The organism is Saccharopolyspora elongata (genome assembly GCF_004348985.1).
Lineage (GTDB): Bacteria > Actinomycetota > Actinomycetes > Mycobacteriales > Pseudonocardiaceae > Saccharopolyspora > Saccharopolyspora elongata.
Map to the genome: position 1 here is coordinate 297,051 of NZ_SMKW01000001.1, position 22,302 is coordinate 319,352.

Below are 22,302 nucleotides of genomic sequence, written 5' to 3' on the forward strand. Positions count from 1 at the left end.
GAAGGGACGTGCAATGGGCGGGCTGCGGTTTCCCTCCGGGCCGGGTAGCGACCCGTCGATGAGCAGCTTCGGCAGGGACGACATCGGCTGGACTCCGATCATGGAGGAGGCCCAGCGGGCGACCCGGGTGCTGCACCCGGAGGCCCTGGAACTCCCCCGCCCCAGCCGCCGGCGGATCATCACCGTGGCGAACCAGAAGGGCGGCGTCGGCAAGACGACGAGCACGGTGAACCTCGCCGCCGGGCTCGCGCTGCACGGGCTCAAGGTGTTGGTCATCGACCTCGACCCGCAGGGCAACGCGAGTACCGCGCTGGGCGTCGAGCACCGCTCCGGCGTGCCGTCGGTGTACGAGGTGCTGCTCGGCGAAATCAACATCGCCGACGCGGCGGCGCAGAGCACCCAGTCGAAGAACCTGTGGTGCGTGCCGGCGACGATCGACCTGGCGGGCTCGGAGATCGAGCTCGTGACCATGGTGGCGCGCGAGGGCCGGCTGAAGGAGGCGCTGAACTCCGAGGCGGTGGAGCAGCTCGCGCCCGACTACGTCTTCATCGACTGCCCGCCGTCGCTGGGCCTGCTCACGGTGAACGCGATGGTCGCCGCGCACGAGGTGCTGATCCCGATCCAGTGCGAGTACTACGCGCTGGAGGGCCTGGGGCAGCTGCTCCGCAACATCGAGCTGGTGCAGGCGCACCTGAACCCGGCGCTCTGGGTGTCGACGATCCTGCTGACGATGTACGACGGGCGAACCAAGCTGGCGGACCAGGTGACCGCCGAGGTGCGCGGGCACTTCGGCGACCTGGCGCTGCGGACGGTCATCCCGCGCAGCGTGAAGATCTCTGAGGCGCCGGGCTTCGGCCAGACGGTGCTGACGTACGACCCGGGCTCGCGCGGGTCGATGAGCTACCTGGACGCCGCTCGGGAGATCGCCGAGCGGGGGGCCGAGAGGAAGACAGCATGACCGAGCGTCGAGGTGGTCTCGGCCGCGGCATCGCCGCGCTGATCCCCAGCGGTCCCCCGGCCGGCGCTCCCCCGGCCGGCGCTCCCCCGGCTGGCGCCGACGGCGCCGCGCTGCGCAGTCCGGTGCTCCGCGGCGCGCCGAGCGCCGAGCCGGTGGAGGAGTCGGTTTCACGTGAAACCGGCGGCACCGTGGCCGGCGCGGTCTACCGCGAGATCGCCATCTCCGCGATCACGCCGAACCCCAAGCAGCCGCGCCAGGTCTTCGACGAGGAGGCGCTGCAGGAGCTGCAGCACTCCATCCGCGAGTTCGGCCTGATGCAGCCCATCGTGGTCCGCGAGCTCGGGACCGATCAGTTCGAGCTGATCATGGGCGAGCGCCGGTGGCGCGCCTCGCAGTTGGCCGGGCTGGAGTTCATCCCGGCCATCGTCCGCAAGACGCAGGACGACGAGCTGCTCCGGGACGCATTGCTGGAGAACATCCACCGGGTTCAGCTCAACCCGCTCGAAGAGGCGTCGGCCTACCAGCAGCTGCTGGAGGAGTTCGGCGTGACGCACGACGAGCTGGCCGACCGGATCGGCCGCAGCCGCCCGGTCATCTCCAACACCATCCGCCTGCTGCGGCTGCCGATGGCGGTGCAGCGCCGGGTGGCGGCCGGGGTCCTCTCGGCCGGGCACGCCCGCGCTCTGCTCAGCCTGGAGGACGCCGGAGCCCAGGAGGACCTCGCGAAGCGGATCGTCGCGGAGTGCATGTCGGTCCGCGCGACGGAGGAAGCGGTGACGCTCCAGAAGTCGGCGGCGCCCGCGAAGGAGAAGCCGGCGGCGAAGAAGCCGATCCAGGCCCCGGGCTTCGAGCGGCTGGCCGATCGGCTGTCGAACCACTTCGACACGAGGGTCAAGGTGGAGCGCGGCAAGCGGAAGGGGCGGATCGTCGTCGAGTTCGGGTCCGTAGACGATCTTGAACGGGTCACAGAGTTGATCTTGGGTGAACATGCCCGTGGACTCGACGATCAATGACACCGGGGTCTTTCGTCACGGTGACGATGACTTTGAGTGATTGAAAACCACGATTAGTGTTCAAAACAAGAGGGCCGGTCTCATTGGAGACCGGCCCTCTTGTTTCACGTGAAACGGCGGATCACCGCGATCGCGCGATCGCCCGCTCGACGAGAGTCGCGAAGACCTCCCCCAGCGACCGGCCGGCGGCCTCGACCGCCATCGGCAGCAGGGAGGTCTCGGTCAGCCCGGGCGACACGTTGACTTCGAGGAAGTGCGGCGTCCCGTTGCGGTCGATGATCGCGTCGGTCCGGGAGACGTCGCGGAGCCCGAGCAGCCGGTGTGCGGCGATCGCCAACTCGCCCGCAGCGGCGGCGGCCTCCGGCGAGACCTCGGCGGGTGCGCGGTAGCTCGTGAGCCCGGCGGTGTATCGGGCGGTGTAGTCGTAAACCCCGTCCGCCGGTTCGATCTGCACCGCGGGCAGCGCCTCCGGGCCGTCCGGCCCGTCGATGACGGTGATCGCCACCTCGGTGCCCTCCACGAACTGCTCGACGAGCACCGCGTCCCCGTAGGACAGCGCGCCCACCATCGCCGACGGGAGCTCCGCGGCGTCGCGCACCACGTGCGCGCCCAGCGCCGACCCGCCCTGGTCCGGCTTGAGCATCAACGGCAGGCCGAGCTTGGCCACGAGCGCGTCCAGCACCGCCTGCGCGCCGAGCTCGCGGAAGGTGGCGTGCGGCAGCGCGACCCAGTCCGGGGTGGCCAGTCCTGCGCGCGCCAGCTCGGCCTTGGCGGTGGGCTTGTCCCACGCCCTGCGGCACGCGTGCGGGCCGGTGCCGACGTACGGGACGCCGATCATGTCCAGCACGGCCTGAACGGCGCCGTTCTCCCCTTCCCCGCCGTGGAGGGCGACCACGACCGCATCGGGGCGCTCCTGCTCGATGCGGGACAGCAGTCGGGCGTCCGCATCCCACTCCGCGACGGTCACGCCGACCGACCGCAGCGCGGCGGACAATCGACGCCCGGAGCGCAACGACACCTCGCGCTCGTGCGACAGCCCTCCGGCGAGCACGGCAACCCAGCGATCAGACACTCAGCACACCCCTGGAAAGTAGTAGTCCACTGTGCTCAGGAAGACTCCTGGTGCACAGTGGACTGTTTTCTCGTTTCGGATCACACGGATTGGCAGGCGAGATCCGTCCCACCGCACTGTGACGTCAGGCAAGCGGCGAAGCCGCTTTCCGCCACGCACGCAACCGGCACCGCCGCGGGTTCTCAGATGTCGTCTCGCGAGGACAGCCCCGATGCCGCGTATTTGGTCATACACAAGTCGGGGATCCCGCAGTCGAGACGGCGTCTGAGGTTCCGCTGAGGGACCACCTACGCAAACCAGCCAGCGAACCCTTTTCCTGCCAGGATTCGGCGAAAACTTTACGCCGTGTCGGGCGACGGAGCCTGCGGGCCTTGGACGCTGCGCTGGGGCACCGTGCCGAAGGTGCGGACCAGTTCCATCTCCTCGGTCAGCGTGTTCGCCAATCGCCGCACGCCCTCGCGGATCCGCTCCGGCGTCGGGTAGCAGAACGACAGCCGCATCTGCCGGCTGCCGAACCCGTCGTGGTAGAAGCCGGTGCCCGACACGTACGCGACGCGCTGGGTCACCGCGCGGGGCAGCATCGCCTTCGTGTCCACGCCTTCCGGGACGGTCAGCCAGACGAAGAATCCGCCGTCCGGGCGCGTCCACGTGCAACCCGGGGGCATGTACTGCTCCAGCGCGCTGAGCATCGCGTCGCGGCGCTCGCGGTACTGCTCCTGGAAGATCTTGATCTGCCCCTGCCAGTCGTGCGTGCTCAGGTAGCGGGACACGATCATCTGGTTCAGCGTGGGCGGGCACAGCGTGGCCGACTCCGCGGTCAGCACCAGCTTCTCCCGGATCGCGTGCGGCGCCAGCACCCAGCCGACCCGCAGGCCCGAGGCGAAGGTCTTGGAGAACGAACCGAGGTACACGACGTTGTCCGCGTCCATGCTGCGCAGCGCCGGGAGCGCCTGACCGTCGAAGCCGAGCAGGCCGTACGGGTTGTCCTCCACCACCAGGATGCCGTGCTGGGCGCAGATCTCCAGGATCTCGGCACGCCGCGGCAGGGCCAGCGTGATGCCGCCCGGGTTGTGGAAGTTCGGGATCGTGTAGAGGAACTTGATCCGCTTGCCCTGGGCGTTCACGTTGGCGATGGCCTGGCGCAGCGCGTCGGGCTGCAGGCCGTCGTCGTCCATCGCGACGTGCACGACCTCGGCCTGGTAGGCGGCGAACGCGCCGAGCGCACCGACGTAGGACGGGCCCTCGGCGAGGATGACGTCGCCCGGGTCGCAGAAGATCCGGGTGACCATGTCCAGGGCCATCTGGGAGCCCGCGGTGACCATCACGTCGTCCGGGTGGGCGGAGATCCCCTCCAGCGCCATGACGTCGCAGATCTGCTCGCGCAGCTCCGGAACGCCGTGCGCGGAGCCGTACTGCAGCGCCACCTGGCCGTCGACGGAGATCAACCGGGCGACCTCGGCGGCCAGCGAGTCCAGCGGCAGCGCGGCGAGGTTCGGCATGCCGCCGGCCAGGGATACCACCTCGGGGCGGCTGGCGACGGCGAAGAGAGCTCGGATCTCGGAGGCGGTCATCCCAGCGGTCCGCTCGGCGTAGTGCGCCCGGTACGCGTCCAGGTTGCGTGCGGGCTTCTCGGGCGAGCTGGGCTGTTCCGGCTTGGCCGGCTGGCTTCCGTGATCCGACATATCGCGCTCCGGTTTCGGTTGTGCGCTCCGGTCATCCCATGGGGACGATCGGGCGATTCTATAGGTCCTATCGCCACAACCCCCTCGACATGTAACCAGCACCTCGCTGGAAGAGGGTTTTCCAGGCTCGTTCTGCGTGGCGGTGCGGGTAGCGGCCCCCTGCGGGAGTTGCAGACGCCGTCTGGACTCCGGGATCCCCGACATGCGTATGACCCGCCATCGAGGGTGTCCTCGCCAGGCGACGTCTGAGAACCCGCGGCGGTGCAAGTTGCGAGGGTGGGCTAAGCGGCTGCGCCGCTTGCGGCAGCTCTCGCACATGCCGCGCAGGGCGTCGCGGCGGCGGTTGTTCAGATGGCTCTGGTGGTTGGGTTGATGGTGGCGCCGATGGTCGTGCCGGTTCCCGCCACCAAACCGACTGGGCGGTAACCCATCTCACCCCATCGAGTCGCTGACGGTGAGCGCTGGCGCTTCCGGTCGCGGCCTGCGGCGGCTTATCCTGGCGACATTCCCGCCGGATGTGCGCGGGTTCGTGCGGGTTTCCAGGAGGTCAGGTGTCGCGACGCGTCGTCGGCGTCACGCTGGACAACCTCGACCACCTGCCCCAGCGGTGTCGCCGATGCGTTTTCTGGGAGTTGGCGCCGCACGTCCGGGAGCAGGCCGAGGAGTTCGGCGAGACCGAACTGGAGAAGGAAGCTTGGGTCTCCAGCGTGCTGCTGGAGTGGGGTTCCTGCGGCCGCATCATCTACGTGGACGGGCTGCCGGCGGGCTATGCCATGTACGCCCCGCCCGCGGCCGTGCCACGTGCCGGAGCCTTCCCCACCGCCCCGGTGAGCGCCGATGCGGTGCTGCTCACTGCGCTGCGCGTGCAGCCCGAGTACGAGCACGGCGGGCTGGGGCGCGTACTGGTGCAGAACGTGGCGAAGGACCTGACCCGGCGCGGCGTGAAGGCCGTGGAGGCGTTCGGAGACCTGACGGGCTCGGTCTCGGGCTGCGTGATCCCGGCCGGATTCCTGCAGCAGGTGGGCTTCAAGACGGTCCGCCAGCACCCCAAGTGGCCGCGGATGCGGCTGGAACTGCGCACCGCGATCTCCTGGAAGGAAGACGTGGAAGCGGCGCTGGAGCGGCTGCTGAGCTCGGTGACGATCAAAACGGCGGAACCGATGGTCGGCGGCGCCTGACCCGCACCCGCGACCACCTGCGACCCACGCCCCAGGTGCTCTGGCGTCCGGAGTGGTCAAGTCACCAAGTCGCCAAGTCACCAAGTCGACAAATCCCCACCGGAACTTCCGCATCGCAGAACCCGGGTTTCGTTCGCCGCAATTTCAATGGAAATCGGACCTTCGATTTCCATTGAAATTTCGGTCGACCGGGGAGACCAGGCGTGGTCAGGCGCCTTCGGCGCGGGCGAGCTCGTGGCGCAGCAGGTCGTCGAAGGTGAAGGTGCCCGTGGGCTGGTCGTCCTTGCCCAGCAGGTACAGCCGCTTCACCGCGACCAGCAGGCCCTCCGCCACGACGTCCCGGAACGCCGGGTCCAGCAGCCGGCTGCGGTCCCGGGCGTTGGTCAGGTAGCCGATCTCCATCCGCACCGCGGGCATCCGGGTCAGCCGCAACACGTCCCAGGTCTTCGGGTGCGTGTGGCAGTCCCGCAGCCCCGTGCGGGCGACGATCTCGCGCTGCAGGAAGCCGGCCAGTGCCTCCCCCACGGTGGACGTGGTGCCGTTGCCGGTGCCGAAGTGGAAGCTGGCCACGCCCTCCGCCAGCGGCGACCGGTTGGCGTCGATGTGCAGCGACAGGAACATGTCGGCGCCGGCCTCGTTGGCGAAGCCGGCCCGGTCGGCGTCCGGCGGGCTCGCGTTGAGGCCGCGGGTGATCAGCGCTTCCATCCCGGTGGCGACCATCCGGCCTTCCAGCCGGCGGGCCAGGTCCCAGGTCAGGTCGGCCTCGTGCACGTTGCCCAGGCAGACCCCGCGGTCCGCGCCGCCGTGCCCTGGATCGATCACGATGCGCTTGCCACGCAGCCGCGGTCCAGCGCGCCGGACCTTCTCCTGCTCCCGCAGGAACACCGGTCGCCCGCCACGGACCTTCGGCGCGAGCTGCTTGAGCGCCCGCAGCGTGCCCGGCCCGCAGATGCCGTCCGGGTTCAGCCCGTAGTCACGCTGGAAGCTGCGCAGTGCCTGCTCGGTCTCCCGGCCGAAGATGCCGTCCGGGCGGCCCGCGTCGAAGCCGAGCTCCAGCAGCCGCTCCTGCAGCGCGAAGACGTCGTCGCCGCTGATCGGCTTGGACACCAGGAAGGCCAGCGAGCGGTCGCCGAGCCGCCAGCGCGCGTCCGTCAGCGCCCGGTACGTCGCCGGGCCGACGACGCCGTCCGTGATCAACCCGCGTTGTTGCTGGAAGACCCGGACCGCTTGTTCCACCGCTTCGTCGTAGATCACCGGTCCCGTCCGACCGTTGGACGGAAGTAGACCCAACGCCGCAAGAGTGTTCTTGATCTCGGCAACGGCCGGACCGACGTCACCGCGGTGGAGCAGCTGCATGCACTCCTCGCTCGATTCAGGCGCCGGTTTTGGCACCGACGCGAAGGATGGCCGGGGATACCCGGGGTCCTGTTCTGCGTGCCGGGTCCGGAAGGCGGACCCGTCGGGTCATTGTGCCTTGTGTACCGGGACCCGGCGCTGCGGCCCACGGCCACCGGGGCGGACGTGCGACAACGGTCCGTGGGTGGATGATCTCGTTGAGTGCGCGAAAACACGATCCCGCCGTCACTGTCCTATCGGAGAGACGGCGGGACCGCGTTATTCGGTTGCGTCAGATGGAGTCCGATTTCACAGGTAATCGGACAGGTCGGACTCGAGCGCGGCCTTCGGCTTGGCGCCGACGATCTGCTTGACCGGCTGGCCCTTGTCGAACAGCAGCAGGGTCGGGATCGACATCACCTGGTAGTCGCGCTGCAGGCTGGGGTTGGCGTCGATGTCCAGCTTGGCGACGACGATCTTGTCCTTGTGCTCACCGGCGATCTGCTCGAGCACCGGGGCGACCATCTTGCACGGGCCGCACCAGGTGGCCCAGAAGTCGACCAGGACCGGCTTGTCGCTTTCCAGGACCTTTTCCTTGAACGTGCTCTCGTCGACGACCACCGTGTTGGTGTCGGCCATGTTCCTTCTCCCTATCGGTTTGGTGCTGCCTGGAGTCAGTTCGCCGAGGGCCCGTAGCCGCCACCGACGAGCTCGGCGGCCATCTCGGCCTGGGGCACGTCGTGCTCGGCGAGCCAGCGCTCGGCGTCCATGGCCGCGGAGCAGCCGGAACCCGCGGCGGTGATCGCCTGCCGGTAGGTGTGGTCCACCAGGTCGCCCGCGGCGAACACGCCGGGGAGGCCGGTGTGCGTGGTGGGCTGCTGGACCTGCACGTAGCCCTCGTCGTCCACGCTGACCTGGTCGCGCACCAGCTCGCTGCGCGGGTCGTGGCCGATGGCGACGAACATGCCGCTCACGTCCAGATCGGAGGCCTCGCCGGTGATGGTGTCGCGCAGCTTGAGGCTGCTGACGGTGGTGTCGCCGACGACCTCGGTGACCGCCTTGTTGGTCAGCCACTTGATCTTCTCGTTGGCCCGGGCCCGCTCCAGCATGATCTTGGAGGCGCGGAACTCCTCGCGGCGGTGGATGATCGTCACCGACCGCGCGAAGCGGGTCAGGAAGGTGGCCTCCTCCATCGCCGAGTCACCGCCGCCGATGACGGCGATGTCCTGGTCGCGGAAGAAGAACCCGTCGCAGGTGGCGCAGGCGGAGACGCCGCGGCCGAGCAGCCGCTCCTCGCCGGGCACGCCGAGGTAGCGGGCGGCCGCGCCCATCGCCAGGATGACGGCCTTCGCGCGGTACTCCACGCCGTTGGCCAGCACGGTTTTCACCTCGCCGGTCAGGTCGAGGCGTTCGACGTCCTCGGCCCGCAGCTCGGCGCCGAAGCGCTCGGCCTGGGACCGCATCTCCTGCATCAGGTCGGGGCCCATGATCCCTTCCCGGAAGCCCGGGAAGTTCTCCACTTCGGTGGTGGTCATCAACGCGCCACCGAACTGGGTGCCCTCGAAGACGAGTGGTTCGAGTTCCGCCCGTGCGGCGTACACCGCAGCGGTGTACCCGGCAGGGCCAGAGCCCACGATGATCACGTTGCGGACGTCGTCAGTCACCGCGCCCCTTCCGTCGTAGCGTCTCCGCCGCGCTCGGCGCGCGACCGTACCCGGCTCAACGCGATCCTATTCGGGTCTGTTCCCGATCACGGAGAGGCGGTGCGGCAGGGCACAGCGAAGCCGACTCCCGTCCCATGGACCGGGAGCCGGCGTGGCTCTGCGGCCGGGCGCGGGTCGAGCACCCGGCCGCCAGCACGTGGCTTCGACCTTCGTCTTTGAAACGCCGAAGGCGTTTAGCCCACCTACGCAACTCGCACCGCCGCGGGTTCTCAGACGTCGCCTGGCGAGGACAGCCCCGATGCCGCGTATTTGGTCATACGTAAGTCGGGGATCCCACAGCCAGGCGGCGTCTGTAACTCCCGCAGGGGGGCCGCCACCAGCACCGCCACGCAAAACGAGCCCGAAACAGTTCTCAGCCGCCGAAGGTGGAGTCCGAGATCTTGGCCGGGTTGCCCGGGCCGCAGTCGGGTCCGACCGCTAAGAGGCGGAACTTGCCGAGGCCGCCTCCGGGCAGGATCAGCAGCTGGGCAGGGTTCCCGTTGAGCGTGATCTCCCGCGCCCCGAGCGGCTTGCCGCCCGTGACGCCGTTGGCCTGCAGGCAGCCGATGAGCCGCTGCGGATCGGCCAGCGCGCTGCTGTACTGCTCCGAGTTCATGATCTCGCCGAACTGCTCGCCGTTCAGCGTGACCTGATCACCCTGCAGCGCCAGCGGCGCGGGTCTGCCGGTCGTCGCGCCGGGCTGCGCCTGGTTGCTGTCGGAGCTCGTGCTGTTCGGCAGGACCGAGAACACCACGGCGGCGGCCGCCGCGGCCACGCCGACCAGTCCGGCGCCCAGCGTGAACTTCCGCCGGCGGCGCTGCTTGGCCGCCGCGAAGTCGATCACCTGGCCGCCCTCCTCGGCGGCTGGTGCGGGCTGCGGGGCAGCGGGCTCGGCAGGTGCCGCAGCACCGCTCTGCTCCTGGGCCCAAGCCCGGACCTCGTCCTCCAGCGCGGCGTCGATGCGTGCCGCGACGTCGTCCGGAATCGTCAGTGGCGGCAGTGCCGCCAGATCGGAACTGGTGGCGTCCAATGCCGCCAGGATCTCCCGTGCCTCCGGGTCGTCCTGGACCTGGACGCGCAGTTGATCGGCGGTCTGCTGGTCCAGCACCCCCGCGTGCAGATCGGCCAGCAGGTCCAGGGACCACGGTGGTCCCTGCGGCGCCCCCGTGCGCCGTTGTTCACCACTCATCGTCCCTCCCGTCGACGGATGGCCATCGCGTCATCTGGGACGTTCGCATCTGCACTTGGGTTCCGCAGGTGCCCCAGAAGTTTGGCGAGTTTGGCCCGACCACGTGCGCACCGGCTCTTGACGGTGCCCTCCGCAACGCCCAACATCACCGCGGTCTCCGCCACGGAGTATCCCTCCACGTCCACCAGGACGATCGCAGAGCGTTGATCTTCGGGGAGTTCGGCGAGCGCCTCCTGGACGGCCATCCTGGTGTCCTGTTCGGCGATCGCATCGCGCGGCACCGCCGGTTCGGTGGGGCCGGTTTCCGGAAGGGGGACGGTGGGACGGGCCTGGCGGCGGCGGATCCGGTCGAGGCAGGCGTTCACCACGATCCGGTGCAGCCAGGTGGTCACCTGGGATTCGGCGCGGAACGATGACGCATTGCGGAAGGCCGAGATCATCGCGTCCTGAAGCGCATCCGCGGCGTCTTCGTGATCGCGCATGGTCCGCAGCGCAACCGCCCACAGCCGATCCCGATGTCGGCGGAAGAGCTCGGAGAACGCATGTGGATCTCCGTTGGTATGCGCCGCTATGAGTTCGGCGTCCGAGCTGACGGGGACAGACACGGAACAGAACTTTACTGTTCGTGTGAATCGGCACACCCGCCCCACTGACGAGTGACGGATCTCCCGTGCTCAGGCGTCGTTGCCAACGGGGTCGGGTCGGCTTCGGATCGAGCGATTCGGCGTCGCTCTGCAGAGGCTGTTCGGAAGCGGCGCGGGGACGGTCTGGATGACCTTAGGTACACGCGATCGGCGGTTGGCTATGGTGCCTCGGCCTCGCCAAAATCTCTCTGCTGCGCAGCGTACTGGGGCTCGCTGGGAGTGACTTTTCTGCGGAGAGACTGGGGTTTGCTGCGTCCAGCCAACGTGAACAGGCCATTGCAGCTCGTCAAGAGGTGAATTGAATTTGCTGAAGAAGTTTGGTGCGGTGATCGCCGCATGTACTTTCACCGCCCTGATCTCGGTTCCCGCCGATGCTTCGGTTGGATCGGCCGAGCAGGCCGATGTGTCTCCCAAGGCACTTCTGGTCTGCTCGCACCCGACCTTCGGCACATTGAACGTTCGAGAGGCCCCGTCGACCGGCAGCAGGGTCGTCCGCCGCATCGACGGCTGCGGGGCCCGGACCGAGTACCCAGCGCTGGAGGGCGAGTCGTACTGGTGTGATGAGCACCGCGGCGGCCGCACTTGGATGAAGGCGTTCGACTTGAACACGAACGCGTACATCGGCTGGTTCGCCGAGTACTGCGCGAGCATTCAGTAGTTCGATCGTTGCTTCGTCCCCGCACAGCCGTCGTGCGGGGACGAAGTGCGTTCAGCCTGCGGTGCCGTTGACCGTGATCTCGTTGATCTGGGCGGCGTACCCGCCGTCCTTGGAGATCAGCTGCTTGATCACGACCAGGATCTGCTGCACCGGAGCGCTCGCGTTCAGCTTGATCGGGGTGTCGCCGTTGCCCAGCGTCGCCGATCCCAGCAGCGTGCCGCCGTCCGCGCTCGGCGTCCCCTCGACTGTCCGGACTTCGACGACGGTGCCGGCGCTCGCCGAATTGATCAGGATCTCCTGCGGCACCGCGGCGTGGTCGAAGGTCAGCACGGCACCCGTTCCAGGGCTGATCCCGCCGGGGCCGAGCTGCTGGTTGTAGCGGGAGGTTCCCCAATCGGTGGCCGGGTTGCCGTCGATGATGTTGCGGAGCCTGCCCGGGTTGTCCGGCGAACCGTTGCCGCTGAACTGCGTCGCGTTGTTGACCGGGATCTTGATCAGATTCGCCGAGGGCTGATCGGGCGGTTGCTGGCCGCCGGGGTGGTTGCCGGATTCGCCGATGATCTGGCCCGTGCCGCGGTTGGTGTTGTTCTCGGTGAACATGCCGATCAGGGACGCCGCGATCCAGCCGACCACCAGCAGCGTGGCCACCGCGAGGACGCCGACGCTGATCATCAGCTTCTTGCGCTTCACCTGGTCCGGCTTGGGGTCCTCGCGCCGCCAGACCTCGTTGCTCTCGGTGGACTGCCCGCTCTGCCCCACCGTGCTGGTGTTTTCGAAGGTCGCGTGCTGCTCCAGCACGCGGAGCACGGCGGCACCGGTGCGGACGCCGCCGGTGGTGCCCGTCGAGTCGGGGTTGCCCAGCGCGCGCACCGCGACCGTGGACAGCTCCAGCGGCACGGTCGGGCGCAGCGTGCGCGGCGCGACCAGGTTGCCGTCGGGGCCGGTCGGGGCGGCTGGCAGGCCCTCGGGCGCGGGGCCGAGCGCCCAGCGACCGGTGAGCAGCAGGTACAGCGCGGAGCCGAGGCCGCGCACGTCGTCGCTGGAGGTGGCCTGCGCCATCGGGCCGGGGAAGGCCATCCGGATCTCGCCGTCCGGCGTGACGCGGATCCGCTGCGGGTGGTCGGCGCCCAGCACCAGCCCGGCGTGGTGCGCCGCCTCGACCGCGGCGGCCAGCGGCTGCAGCAGCCGGGCCGCGGTGCCGGGCGGCAGCGGGCCCTCGGCGACCAGGTCGAGCAGGTCGGTGCCGTGGGTCCACTCGGCGATCACGATGCCGAGCACGCCGGTCGGATCGCTGGAGGACTGCGTGACGACGTCGAGCACCCGCGCGACGCCGATGTGGTTGAAGGTGCTGGCGTGCATCGCGCGTTCCAGGGTCCGGCGCGCGTTCGACGCCGCCTCGGCGTCCGAGCGGTCGCCGACCAGGACCGTGAGCGCGACATCCCGTCCGAGCACACCGTCCTTGGCCCGCCACAGCTGCACGTTGCAGCGATCGTCGACGCCGACCTGGGAAAGGAGCCGATACCGGCCATGATCCAGTACGCGGCCAGGGTGCAGCGCCTGCTCGGTCGAACCCTCGTCGCCGGACTCGTCGCGTTCCGCCGCGATCTGCTCGGTGGGTTTGCTGGTCACCTTCCCTCTCCCGCTCCTCCCGGTCCGCAAGGGGTTGCGTGCCACCCCTATTCCCCACGGAAGGAGACTTCGCCAACGAGGGTACGTGACGCGGAAGTCAGCGACGACGCAGCAAACCGGTGAGCCGCCCGATCGCCGGCTGGAGTTCCGTCACCCGCAGCAAGGACATCAGGCCGAAGATCGCCGCGAAACCGACCAGCACGCCGACGATCAGCTGCAACCACCCCGTTCCCGCGCCGGCGGTTCCGGGGATCAGCGCGTCCACGCCGAGCGTGCTCGCCCAGGCGACTAGCCCACCCAGCACCGAGGCCGTCAACGTTTTTGCCAGTGTGACAAGGAAACGCCGGCTGCCCAGCGGGCCGAGCCGGTGCCGCAGCCAGGCTTCGCCGACCAGCCAACCGACCACGAACGTGAACGAGTTGACGAAGCACAGGCCGAACACCACGTGCTCGGGCGCGAGCACCGAGGGCAGCGCGAAGGCCATCAGCACCTTCACGACGGTCATCACGACCATGATCAGGGTGGGGGTGCGCGCGTCGTTGAACGCGTTGAACGTGCGCATCTGCATCATCGTCAGCGCGTAGGGCAGCACGCCGAACGCGGAGACGGCCAGGCCGAGCCCGAGGGTGTTGGCCTGTTCGAGCAGGTCTGGCTTGGCCGTCGTGAAAAGGGCCACCGCCAGCGGTACGCCGAGCGCGGTCATGACCGCGCTGATCGGCAACAAGGTCACAGTGGACAGTCGGTTGCCCAGCGACAGGTCGCCGATCACCTTGGCGTTGTCGCCGTCCGCGGCGGCGGCGCTCATCCGCGGCAGGATCGCGGTCATGATCGAGAAGCCGATCACGCCGTAGGGCAGCTGCAGCAGCATCCACGCGTAGGTGTAGGTCGACAGCGCGCCGCCGGCGGCACCGGTGGCCACCCGGGTGAGCGCCCAGAGCCCCACCTGGCTGACCGCCACGTAACCGAGCATCCACAGCGCGAGCCCGCCGAACTCCGACAACCGCGGATCCCAGCCCCACCGCCAGCGGAACCGGAATCCGGTCTTGCGCAGCGCCGGCACCTGCACCGCGGCCTGGCAGACCACGCCGAGGGTGACGCCGACGCCCAGCACGAGCAGGTGCGCGTCGGTCATCGACACCGGGTCGATCGTGAGCCGCCCCGGCAGCAGCACGTAGGCGCCGATGGTGGCGATCACGACCAGGTTGTTCACCACCGGTGCCCAGGCCGGCGGGCTGAAGATCTGCTTCGCCTGCAGGATCGCGCCGACCAGCGCGCTGATGCCATAGAAGAAGATCTGCGGGAGCAGCAGGTACGCGAAGGCGCTGACCAGATCCCGGTTGGAGGCGTCGGATTCGGTGACCAGCGCCCAGGTCAGGATCGGCGTGCAGAGCATCGCCACCAGCGTGCCGAGCGCCAGGACCACCGTGGCCAGCGTCATCAGCGTCTGGACGAACCGCTCACCGCCGTCGGCGTCGGACTTCTTCGCCCGCACCAGCACGGGCACCACGACGCTGGTCAGCACACCGCCGATGAGCAGCTCGAAGACCATGTTCGGCATCGTGTTGGCCACGTTGAACGAGTCGTTCTCGACCGCGAAGCCGATCGCCCCGGCCAGCATCAGCTTCCACAGGAAGCCGGTGATCCGGCTGGTCAGGGTGGCGATGGCCATCGATCCGCTGGCCTTGAGCAGCGACGGCTTGCCGGGCGAGACCGGGCGGATGACCTGCGTTTGCTCGGTGGCCTGCTCCGCGGCCTGGTTGATGCCGGGCTCCGGCGGCACCGCCGGGATCGGCTGGGTCTCCGCGACGTGCCAGCCGCGCGGTGCTCCCGGCGCCTGGGGCATCGCGCTGGGGCGGCGGATCGGCGCGGTCGGTCGGGCGTCGGGGAGTGGTGCCGGGCGCGGCGCGGGCCTGGGCGGTCCGGGGTTACCACCGAACCGTCCGGCATCCCTGTCTCGGTTCACTGCCTCAAATCCTTCGCCCCTCGGCACACCGAGTGCACGCACCGGTCCTGTCGTTCGATCGAGGTCCACACCTACGAGTGATGGGCGTGGCCCCGCTCAGGATCTCAGTTCCGGTTCCGATCACCGTCGGTGGTGGCGATGTGGGGGGCTTCCGGCGTGCTGTCCTGCGGCGCGCCGTTCGTCGCTGCGTCGGTGGGTTCCACCGGCTCAGCGGCGTCGGCCGAGGCGGCCGTCTCGGCCCGGCGGCGCCTGGCCAGGGCCCGTTTGATGATCCGCATCGCCGACATCAGCACCAGCACCGCGGCGGCGATCCCGGTGAGCATCGGGATCAGCGAGCCGTAGTTGGTGGATTCGATCTGCAGCCGCTTGGTGGTGTCGAACTGGGTCCCGCCCTGGGGAGTGGTGACGGTCACGTCGATGGTGAACTTGCCGGCCCGCTGCGCGTTGGTCGGCAGCCAGACCGGCCGGCGCCCGTTGGCCGGGACGGTGACCGGGCCGCCGAAGTCGTGCTGGACCTGGACGCCGGGCACCTGCGGGATGCGGAACACGACACTGACCGTGATCGGCAGGTCGTTGACCACGGTCAGCGGGATTGGGCTGTCGGCCGAATCGATCCGCGTGACCTGGCCTTCGAAGTACTCGACGCGGACCTGCCTGAGCACGTCGTTGATCGCGCCGGTCGCCCGGTCCACCCACTGGCGCGCGGCGTCGGGCTTGCCGCGCCAGGCGCTGGCGGTGCCGCGGAGCAGGCCGTTGCGCAGCGGCGTGGTGACCTGGCCGCGCTGGACGGGGCTGGACCGCTCCTCCTGGGAGGACACGTAGAGGTCGCCGACCTTGAAGTTCTGCGCGGCGAGCTGGTCGAGCACCGGCTGCGGGATCTCCGCCGAACCGGCGTCCACCGGGTAGTCGAGGTCGGCCTCCGGCAGCGTGGCCGGGTCCGGCTCGGGCACCGGGGTGAGCCGGATCAGCCCGGCCTCGTGCAGCTGCTGCATGCCATCGAGCAGGGCGCGCAGGTCGTCGCCGCGGAGGTTCCAGCGACGCGGCGGCGCCAGCACCGAGGTGGCGCCCGGCACCTGGCCCTGCGTCGCGCGGAACGCCAGCGCGCCGAGTGCGTTCTGAGCGGACAGCTGCCCGTTCTGCGGCGGCGACAGCGTGGTGACCTTCAGCTCCGTGTCGTGCAGCGGGTCGAGCGCGCTGGTCAGCAGCGGGTCGATCGGGACGGCGGCCATGTTCTGGCCGCGCACCCGGACCGGCGACAACGATCCGGCGGGGAGGTTCAGCGCCCGCGGCTCCAGCAGTGCGGTGCGGGGCAGATCCGCGATCGCCGGATCGGCCAGCGAGCCCTCCACCGGCCAGAGCAGGCCGCGCGGTTCGACGCCCAGGATGTTGGGGTCGCGCAACAGGCTGGCGCCGTCCAGCGCGCCCTTGACCAGGTCGGGGAGCCCGGCGCGGCCGAGCGCCACGATGTCGGCGTCGGCGTAGGGCAGCGCCATCACGCAGCGCCCATTGGTGGCCTCGCGCAGCTTGCTCAGCCACAGGCCGGCGGCGCCGGCGCCGATGCCCTCGACCAGCGAGTTGTCGGGCTGGCGCACCAGGTAGCCGTCCTTCATGGCGCGGGCGGTGATCAGCAGGTCCGGGTCGACCGCGAAGCACAGGGCGTTGCCCACCGGCGAGCCGGGGCCCGCGCGGTCGGTCACCGCCTGCACTAGGTCGTAGAGCCGGCCGCCGGGCGCGAGCGAGGCGGAGAGCTGGTCGTCCACCAGCACCGCGGGCATGCCGCCGATGGCCTCCCGCTCCAGCCGCGGGAAGTCGACGATCGGCACCAGCATGCTGGTCTCGGTCGGCTGCCCCGGGCGTGCCTGCTCGCCGCCCGGGGTGGCGAGCACCGGCAGCAGGAACTGGGCCTGGGCGATGCGCGCGCGGCCGCCGCCGCTGGGCGCGCCGTTGACGTTGACCAGCAGCGGGTACACGCCGGGCTGGCTGAGCTGCAGGGAGTTGGGGCCGGTCAGCGGGATGCGGAGCTCGACGGGGATCTGCTGGCCGGGCGCGAGCCGGTCGGCGACCGAGGTGAACGCGGGCTCGGTGACGGTGGCCGGGTCGTCGCGCAACGCGCGCTGGACCGCGGGCTCGGTGGTGGTCGCGTTGCCGCGCTGGACGCGGGCCTCGACGTTGTTGATCTGGTGATCGCTGGTGTTGGTCAGCCGGCCGGTGATGACGACCTCGCCGGGCGAACCGGCACCCACCACGGATGGCGTGATCTTGGTCACGTCGAGCACGGTCGGAGACTCGCCCTGCGCGGCCGCCTGCGGCGCCGGGACCAGCGGAACCATCGCGCACAGCAACACCGCGACCAGCGCGGCAAGCAGAAACCTCACCCCGGCTCCGTTCCGCTACCTCGTGCCGGCCGGGCCCCGAGCCGCTCGCCCGCCTCGCTTGCTTCGCCGTCGCGCAGGCTCAGCGCGCGGCGCACCAGCCGACGTTCGTCGGCGTAGGCCAGTACCTCGTCCAGTTCACCAAGCGGCACCCACGCCACCTCGGTGACCTCCACGTCCTCGTCGGAAAGCTCTCCGCCCACCGCATCCAGCAGGAAGTGGTGCACGGTCTTGTGTATGCGCCGGTTGCCCGCGACGAACCAGTAGTCGATCGTGCCTATCGGGGCCACCACCCGGCCGATGATGCCGGTCTCCTCGGCGACCTCGCGCACCGCGGTCTGTTCCGCGGTCTCGCCCGCCTCGATGTGGCCCTTCGGCAGCGACCAGAGCAGTCGTCCCTTGCGGTCCAGCCTCCCGATGATCGCAGCGCGGCCTTCGACGCCGTTCACCACCAGCCCACCGGCCGAGGTCTCGTCGACGGTCCGCAGCCTGCGCCGCCGGCGCCGGTTCCGACGCCCCGGCTGGGTACCGCCGGAGCGGCCGGGCGACGGGGGCATGCCGCCGATGGTAGTGCGATCAGCGCCTCCGAGTGGAGCTGGTCGCTCGGCGAACGGCCGTCGCCGGCGGCCCCGGCGACCTCCCGCGATCCCGTTCGCGCGGCCGGGTCAACCGGCTGCTCCGCTCGTCCGGCGCCGGAGTGGCCGAGTGCGCATGCGCGCATGCCGCAGGTAGCCGGTGGGGGCCTCCTGAGCAGCCGATACCCTGGTACATCGTGTCCCCTTCCTCACCGCACCACGACTCCGCCACGCCCGCCGAGCTGCAGGCTCGGGAGCGCCAAGCGCAGCGCAACGCCGTCGTGGAGCTGGTGAAGGTCGCACCGATCGCCGAGGAGCTCGCGCAGCGCTTCGCCGCCGCGGGCCACCGGCTGTACCTGGTCGGCGGCAGCGTGCGGGACGCGCTGCTGGGCCGGCTGGGCACCGACCTGGACTTCACCACCGACGCCCACCCGGAGCAGGTCCGCGAGCTGCTGACCGGCTGGGCGGAGACGATCTGGGACACCGGGATCCAGTTCGGCACGCTCGGCGCATACCGGCACGGCACGACCGTGGAGATCACGACGTTCCGCGCCGACACCTACGACCGGGTCAGCCGCAATCCCGACGTCGCCTTCGGCGACACCATCGAGGGCGACCTCGTGCGCCGCGACTTCACCGTGAACGCGATGGCCATCGAGCTGCCGGCCCGCACGTTCGTCGACCTGCACGGCGGGATGGCCGACCTGGCGGAGCGGCGGCTGGACACCCCGGCCGCGCCGGAGGACTCCTTCGCCGACGACCCGCTGCGGATGCTGCGCGCCGCCCGCTTCGTCTCGCAGCTCGGCTTCACCGCTGCCGACCGGGTGGTTACGGCGATGACCGACATGGCCACCCAGATCACCCGGATCACCCCGGAGCGGGTGCAGGTCGAGCTGTCCAAGCTGCTGTGCGGCGAGCACCCGCGGCGCGGCATCGAGCTGCTGGTGGAGACCGGGCTGGCCGACCACGTGCTGCCCGAGGTGCCGGCCATGAAGCTGGAGATCGACGAGCACCACCAGCACAAGGACGTCTACCGGCACTCGCTGACCGTGCTGGACCAGGCGATCGACCTGGAGAAGGCGGAAGATCCGGACGGCGCGCCGGACCTGGTGCTGCGGCTGGCGGCGTTACTGCACGACATCGGCAAGCCGGCGACCCGCCGGTTCGAGTCGGGCGGCGGCGTGAGCTTCCACCACCACGAGGTCGTCGGCGCGAAGATGGTCCGCAAGCGGCTGCGCGCGCTGCGCTACCCGAAGGACGTCATCAAGGACGTCGCCGACCTGGTGTTCCTGCACCTGCGCTTCCACGGCTACAGCGACGGCCAGTGGACCGACTCGGCGGTGCGCCGCTACGTCAACGACGCCGGCCCGCTGCTGCCCCGGCTGCACAAGCTGGTGCGCGCGGACTGCACGACCCGGAACAAGCGCAAGGCGTCGGCACTGCAGCGGGCGTACGACGACCTGGAGGAGCGGATCGCGCGGATCGCCGCGGCAGAGGACCTGGCGAAGGTCCGCCCGGACCTGGACGGCAACGAGATCATCCGGCTGCTCGGCGTCGAGCCCGGGCCGGTCGTGGGCCAGGCCTGGAAGCACCTGAAAGAGCTACGCCTGGACCGCGGCCCGATGTCCCACGACGAGGCCGTCGAGGAGCTGTTCAACTGGGCTCGCGAACAGGGCATCGAGGTTCCCTGAGCCATCGGTCCTCGGCACCGCCCACCTGTCCGGTGGAGACGTATCCGCAGGTCGGAAGGTTTTAATATTAATGAAGAGTAAGTTTCCCTGTGATCGCTGATTGCTGAGCAGTCGTTGTTGCCGGGATCCGGGCTCCCCTGGCGGTGCCGGCGGACCTGGTTTCGGTCAGGGTGGTTCGTGCACGGGCAACCAGTGAGATCATGCGATGGTGGGATCAGACGCGGACGTGGAACCGGGGACGCTGCTCGTCGCTGCCCCACAGCTGCTGGACCGGAACTTCCGGCGGACGGTGGTCTACGTGATCCACCACCGCGCCGAGGGCACCCTGGGCGTCGTGCTGAACCGGCCGAGCGAGGTGGCGGTGCACGACGTGCTGCCGAAGTGGGGCGAGCACGCGAGCGAGCCGCAGTCGCTGTTCGTCGGCGGGCCGGTGGAACAGCGCACGGCGATCTGCCTGGCCGCGCTCCGCGCGGGCCAGGACGTCGGGGCGATCACGGGCATGGTCGGCGTCCGCGGGCCGGTCGGCCTGGTCGACCTCGACGGCGATCCCGCCGAACTGGTCCCCCGGGCCCGCGGCCTCCGGTTCTTCGCCGGTTACGCCGGCTGGGAGCCCGGCCAGCTCGCCGGGGAGATCGACCGCGGCGACTGGATCGTCGTGCCGGCCCTGCCGGACGACGTCATCGCCGACCCGGGCACCGAGCTCTGGGGCCGGGTCCTCCGCCGCCAGGGCCCGCCGCTGGCCTTCCTCGCCACCCACCCCGGCGACGTCAAGCTCAACTAGTCCCCGGACCTGTGGATTGATGGGTGAGTTATCCCCAGATCTGAGAGTTATCCACAGAGTTGTGGACAGCTTCCTGTGGACACGTGGAGATCTTGCGCATGTCCTCGTTCTGCCACAGCCCGGCCCGGGCGAACTGGGCGGCGAGCACCGAGTTGAGCAGCTCGTCGCAGGAGACGATCTGGCGTTCGGCCCGGATCACGTGGTCGGTCCAGCAGCCGCGCCGCCTCGTGCAGCAGGTCGAACCGTTCCGGCGGCACCTCGAGCCAGACGAAGGCGTCCGGCGGCACGCCGCGCAGCGCGTCGAGAAAGTCAGCTCTGCTTGGGCACGCCGCAGCAGCCGCCCGCGCAGCCACCGCAGCCGGCGGCGGGCACCGGCGCGGGCATCGCCTCGGCGGCGCGGTTGCCGACCACACCGCCGACGGTCATCAGCGCGAAGGCGCCGACCAGCCCGAACACCGCGACCATCACGACGCTGGAGGTGGCGGCCAGCATCGGCATCGAGACACCGGCGAGCACCGCGATCGCGCCGCCCGCCAGCATCGCGGGCCCAGCGGCCCGGTTGGCGAGCTCGAAAGCGTCCTCGCTGCGCATGGCGGCGGGGGTGCGGACACCGATGTAGCGGTTGCGGACCAGTTGGCCGCGCAGCCCGCGGAAACCGAGGAACAGCAGCGCTGCCCCGCCGAGGACCAGGAGCGCGCAGAGGATCACCTGAACAGCGAACACCCCGACAGCGTAAGCCGCCACCTCATCGCTACCTGCCGGACACCCTGGTCAGGTGTGCTGACCCACATGGCGAAGAAGATTGTCCCGGCCGGTCTGCTGGCCGTCTCACTGCTGGTCGCCGCGGCGGCACCGGCGGCGGCGAAGACCGACGAGGTCGCTCTGGTGGGCGAGCTGACCCTGCCGCACGCGATGGAGTTCGACGGCACCACGGTCGGCGGCCTCTCCGGCATCGACTACAACCCGCGCACCGGCGAATGGGTGCTGATCAGCGACGACCGCTCGGATCGGCAGCCCGCGCGGTTCTACACCGCGCGCTTCGACGACGGCGGCTTCCGGCTGACCGCCACCTTGCCGTTGCTGCGGCCGGACGGCACGACCTACCCGAAGGGCACCGTGGACCCGGAGGACGTCCGCTGGGATCCGTGGTCCGGCACGATCTGGTGGACCAGCGAGGGTGAGCGGGCCGGGCAGCTGATCGATCCGTCGATCTCCAGCGTCGGCGCGGGCGGCCACTCCGCCCACGAACTGCCGCTGCCGGCGAATCTGCGGATGGAGCCGACCGCCGGGCCGAAGCAGAACGAGGTGCTGGAGGGCCTGACGTTCGCCGCCGGCGGCAGCCGGGTGGTCACCGCGATGGAGGGGCCGCTGCTGCAGGACGGCGAGTCGCCGACCGTCGAGCACGGCGCGCTGTCCCGGATCACCGTGCAGTCCCGGTCCGGCTGGGTGCAGGGCCAGTACGCCTACCCGCTGGACCCGGTGTTCGCCGAGTCCCCCACCGGCGGTTTCGCCAACAACGGCGTCAGCGCGCTGCTGGCCGACCGCGACGGGTACCTGGTGGCGGAGCGCTCGTTCGTGACCGGCGTCGGCAACTCGATCCGGATCTACCGGATCACCACCCGCGGCGCGACGGACGTGCAGCACGTCTCGTCGCTGCCGGACGCGGAGGTGCGCCCGGTCCGCAAGGAGCTGGTGGCCGACCTCGCCGACCTGGGGCTGAGCACGATCGACAACGTCGAGGGCATGACCTGGGGCCCGCGGCTACCGGACGGCCGCCGCAGCCTGGTGCTGGTCAGCGACGACAACTTCGCCCCGAACCAGACCACGCAGGTAATCACGTTGTCCGTGAGGTAGCCCCA

20 protein-coding genes are annotated in these 22,302 nt (G+C 70.1%); 7 read left to right on the forward strand and 13 right to left on the reverse strand.

Annotated features, from left to right (window positions below; translation table 11 throughout):
- The first annotated feature begins 58 nt into the window (after window positions 1-58).
- Window positions 59-958 carry a ParA family protein gene (locus E1288_RS01475; RefSeq protein ID WP_132479441.1) on the forward strand — a complete coding sequence of 300 codons (900 nt, stop codon included), beginning with the start codon at window positions 59-61 and terminating at the stop codon, window positions 956-958.
- A complete protein-coding gene (locus E1288_RS01480) occupies window positions 955-1,971 on the forward strand; it encodes a ParB/RepB/Spo0J family partition protein (RefSeq protein ID WP_132479443.1) in 1,017 nt (338 codons plus the stop codon). The genes E1288_RS01475 and E1288_RS01480 overlap by 4 nt, the downstream gene beginning before the upstream one ends.
- Window positions 1,972-2,092: 121 nt before the next feature.
- On the opposite strand, the gene E1288_RS01485 is transcribed toward E1288_RS01480, so the two are convergent.
- Entirely contained in the window at window positions 2,093-3,043 is a 951-nt protein-coding gene (locus E1288_RS01485) for a D-alanine--D-alanine ligase family protein (RefSeq protein WP_132479445.1), read from the reverse strand.
- Between the two features lie 338 nt (window positions 3,044-3,381).
- Window positions 3,382-4,725 carry an aminotransferase-like domain-containing protein gene (locus E1288_RS01490; protein ID WP_132479447.1) on the reverse strand — a complete coding sequence of 448 codons (1,344 nt, stop codon included), beginning with the start codon at window positions 4,723-4,725 and terminating at the stop codon, window positions 3,382-3,384.
- 551 nt (window positions 4,726-5,276) lie between these two features.
- Between E1288_RS01490 and E1288_RS01495 the strand changes: the two genes are divergently transcribed.
- Window positions 5,277-5,903: a GNAT family N-acetyltransferase gene (locus tag E1288_RS01495; RefSeq protein WP_132479449.1), complete on the forward strand. Its 627-nt coding sequence runs from the start codon at window positions 5,277-5,279 to the stop codon at window positions 5,901-5,903.
- A gap of 207 nt (window positions 5,904-6,110) precedes the next feature.
- Here the strand turns inward: E1288_RS01495 and E1288_RS01500 are convergent, their stop codons facing one another.
- The 5 genes from E1288_RS01500 to sigM form a co-directional block, all read right to left on the reverse strand.
- Entirely contained in the window at window positions 6,111-7,259 is a 1,149-nt protein-coding gene (locus E1288_RS01500) for an N-acetylmuramoyl-L-alanine amidase (RefSeq protein WP_132479451.1), read from the reverse strand.
- 288 nt (window positions 7,260-7,547) lie between these two features.
- Window positions 7,548-7,877 (reverse strand): thioredoxin, encoded by a 330-nt coding sequence (gene trxA / locus E1288_RS01505; RefSeq protein ID WP_132479453.1) that lies wholly within the window; start codon window positions 7,875-7,877, stop codon window positions 7,548-7,550.
- Window positions 7,878-7,912: 35 nt separating this feature from the next.
- Complete coding sequence (gene trxB / locus E1288_RS01510; protein WP_132479455.1) at window positions 7,913-8,902, reverse strand: thioredoxin-disulfide reductase; 990 nt, start codon at window positions 8,900-8,902, stop codon at window positions 7,913-7,915.
- 412 nt (window positions 8,903-9,314) lie between these two features.
- Complete coding sequence (locus E1288_RS01515; protein WP_207954106.1) at window positions 9,315-10,130, reverse strand: anti-sigma factor; 816 nt, start codon at window positions 10,128-10,130, stop codon at window positions 9,315-9,317.
- Window positions 10,127-10,735, reverse strand: coding sequence for an RNA polymerase sigma factor SigM (gene sigM / locus E1288_RS01520; RefSeq protein ID WP_093260861.1), 609 nt, complete (start codon window positions 10,733-10,735; stop codon window positions 10,127-10,129). The genes E1288_RS01515 and sigM overlap by 4 nt, the downstream gene beginning before the upstream one ends.
- Before the next feature lie 337 nt (window positions 10,736-11,072).
- On the opposite strand from sigM, the gene E1288_RS01525 reads away from it, so the two are divergent.
- Window positions 11,073-11,432, forward strand: a complete 360-nt coding sequence (locus E1288_RS01525; RefSeq protein ID WP_132479457.1) for a hypothetical protein — start codon at window positions 11,073-11,075, stop codon at window positions 11,430-11,432.
- Window positions 11,433-11,483: 51 nt separating this feature from the next.
- Here E1288_RS01525 and E1288_RS01530 read toward each other — a convergent pair whose 3' ends face one another.
- From E1288_RS01530 to E1288_RS01545, 4 genes are all read right to left on the reverse strand, one after another.
- The gene (locus E1288_RS01530) at window positions 11,484-13,061 is read right to left on the reverse strand and encodes a protein kinase family protein (RefSeq protein WP_132479459.1); all 1,578 of its coding nucleotides are present in this window, start codon (window positions 13,059-13,061) and stop codon (window positions 11,484-11,486) included.
- Between the two features lie 97 nt (window positions 13,062-13,158).
- Window positions 13,159-14,904 carry a murein biosynthesis integral membrane protein MurJ gene (gene murJ / locus E1288_RS01535; RefSeq protein WP_132479602.1) on the reverse strand — a complete coding sequence of 582 codons (1,746 nt, stop codon included), beginning with the start codon at window positions 14,902-14,904 and terminating at the stop codon, window positions 13,159-13,161.
- A gap of 224 nt (window positions 14,905-15,128) precedes the next feature.
- On the reverse strand, window positions 15,129-17,399 hold the full coding sequence (locus E1288_RS01540) for a glycoprotein (RefSeq protein WP_132479461.1): 2,271 nt from the start codon (window positions 17,397-17,399) through the stop codon (window positions 15,129-15,131).
- Window positions 17,396-17,953 carry an NUDIX hydrolase gene (locus E1288_RS01545; protein ID WP_132479463.1) on the reverse strand — a complete coding sequence of 186 codons (558 nt, stop codon included), beginning with the start codon at window positions 17,951-17,953 and terminating at the stop codon, window positions 17,396-17,398. Before E1288_RS01545 ends, E1288_RS01540 begins: the two co-directional genes overlap by 4 nt.
- Window positions 17,954-18,213: 260 nt before the next feature.
- Here E1288_RS01545 and E1288_RS01550 point away from each other — a divergent pair, with 260 nt between their 5' ends.
- The gene (locus tag E1288_RS01550) at window positions 18,214-19,662 is read left to right on the forward strand and encodes a CCA tRNA nucleotidyltransferase (protein WP_132479605.1); all 1,449 of its coding nucleotides are present in this window, start codon (window positions 18,214-18,216) and stop codon (window positions 19,660-19,662) included.
- Between the two features lie 205 nt (window positions 19,663-19,867).
- Window positions 19,868-20,443 (forward strand): YqgE/AlgH family protein, encoded by a 576-nt coding sequence (locus tag E1288_RS01555; RefSeq protein WP_132479465.1) that lies wholly within the window; start codon window positions 19,868-19,870, stop codon window positions 20,441-20,443.
- A 28-nt stretch (window positions 20,444-20,471) separates the two neighbouring features.
- Here E1288_RS01555 and E1288_RS46680 read toward each other — a convergent pair whose 3' ends face one another.
- Window positions 20,472-20,642, reverse strand: a complete 171-nt coding sequence (locus E1288_RS46680) for a hypothetical protein (RefSeq protein ID WP_165967926.1) — start codon at window positions 20,640-20,642, stop codon at window positions 20,472-20,474.
- Window positions 20,643-20,752: 110 nt separating this feature from the next.
- Window positions 20,753-21,166, reverse strand: a complete 414-nt coding sequence (locus tag E1288_RS01560; RefSeq protein ID WP_132479467.1) for an SdpI family protein — start codon at window positions 21,164-21,166, stop codon at window positions 20,753-20,755.
- Between the two features lie 66 nt (window positions 21,167-21,232).
- Between E1288_RS01560 and E1288_RS01565 the strand changes: the two genes are divergently transcribed.
- Entirely contained in the window at window positions 21,233-22,297 is a 1,065-nt protein-coding gene (locus E1288_RS01565) for an esterase-like activity of phytase family protein (protein WP_132479469.1), read from the forward strand.
- Window positions 22,298-22,302: the final 5 nt, after the last annotated feature.

Coding starts and splice junctions, on each gene's coding strand:
- E1288_RS01475 (WP_132479441.1), top strand. CDS start 59: ATGAGCAGCTTCGGCAGGGACGACATCGGCTGGACTCCGATCATGGAG.
- E1288_RS01480 (WP_132479443.1), top strand. CDS start 955: ATGACCGAGCGTCGAGGTGGTCTCGGCCGCGGCATCGCCGCGCTGATC.
- E1288_RS01490 (WP_132479447.1), bottom strand. CDS start 4,725: ATGTCGGATCACGGAAGCCAGCCGGCCAAGCCGGAACAGCCCAGCTCG.
- E1288_RS01500 (WP_132479451.1), bottom strand. CDS start 7,259: ATGCAGCTGCTCCACCGCGGTGACGTCGGTCCGGCCGTTGCCGAGATC.
- trxA (WP_132479453.1), bottom strand. CDS start 7,877: ATGGCCGACACCAACACGGTGGTCGTCGACGAGAGCACGTTCAAGGAA.
- E1288_RS01515 (WP_207954106.1), bottom strand. CDS start 10,130: ATGAGTGGTGAACAACGGCGCACGGGGGCGCCGCAGGGACCACCGTGG.
- murJ (WP_132479602.1), bottom strand. CDS start 14,904: ATGCCCCAGGCGCCGGGAGCACCGCGCGGCTGGCACGTCGCGGAGACC.
- E1288_RS01545 (WP_132479463.1), bottom strand. CDS start 17,953: ATGCCCCCGTCGCCCGGCCGCTCCGGCGGTACCCAGCCGGGGCGTCGG.
- E1288_RS01555 (WP_132479465.1), top strand. CDS start 19,868: ATGGTGGGATCAGACGCGGACGTGGAACCGGGGACGCTGCTCGTCGCT.
- E1288_RS01565 (WP_132479469.1), top strand. CDS start 21,233: ATGGCGAAGAAGATTGTCCCGGCCGGTCTGCTGGCCGTCTCACTGCTG.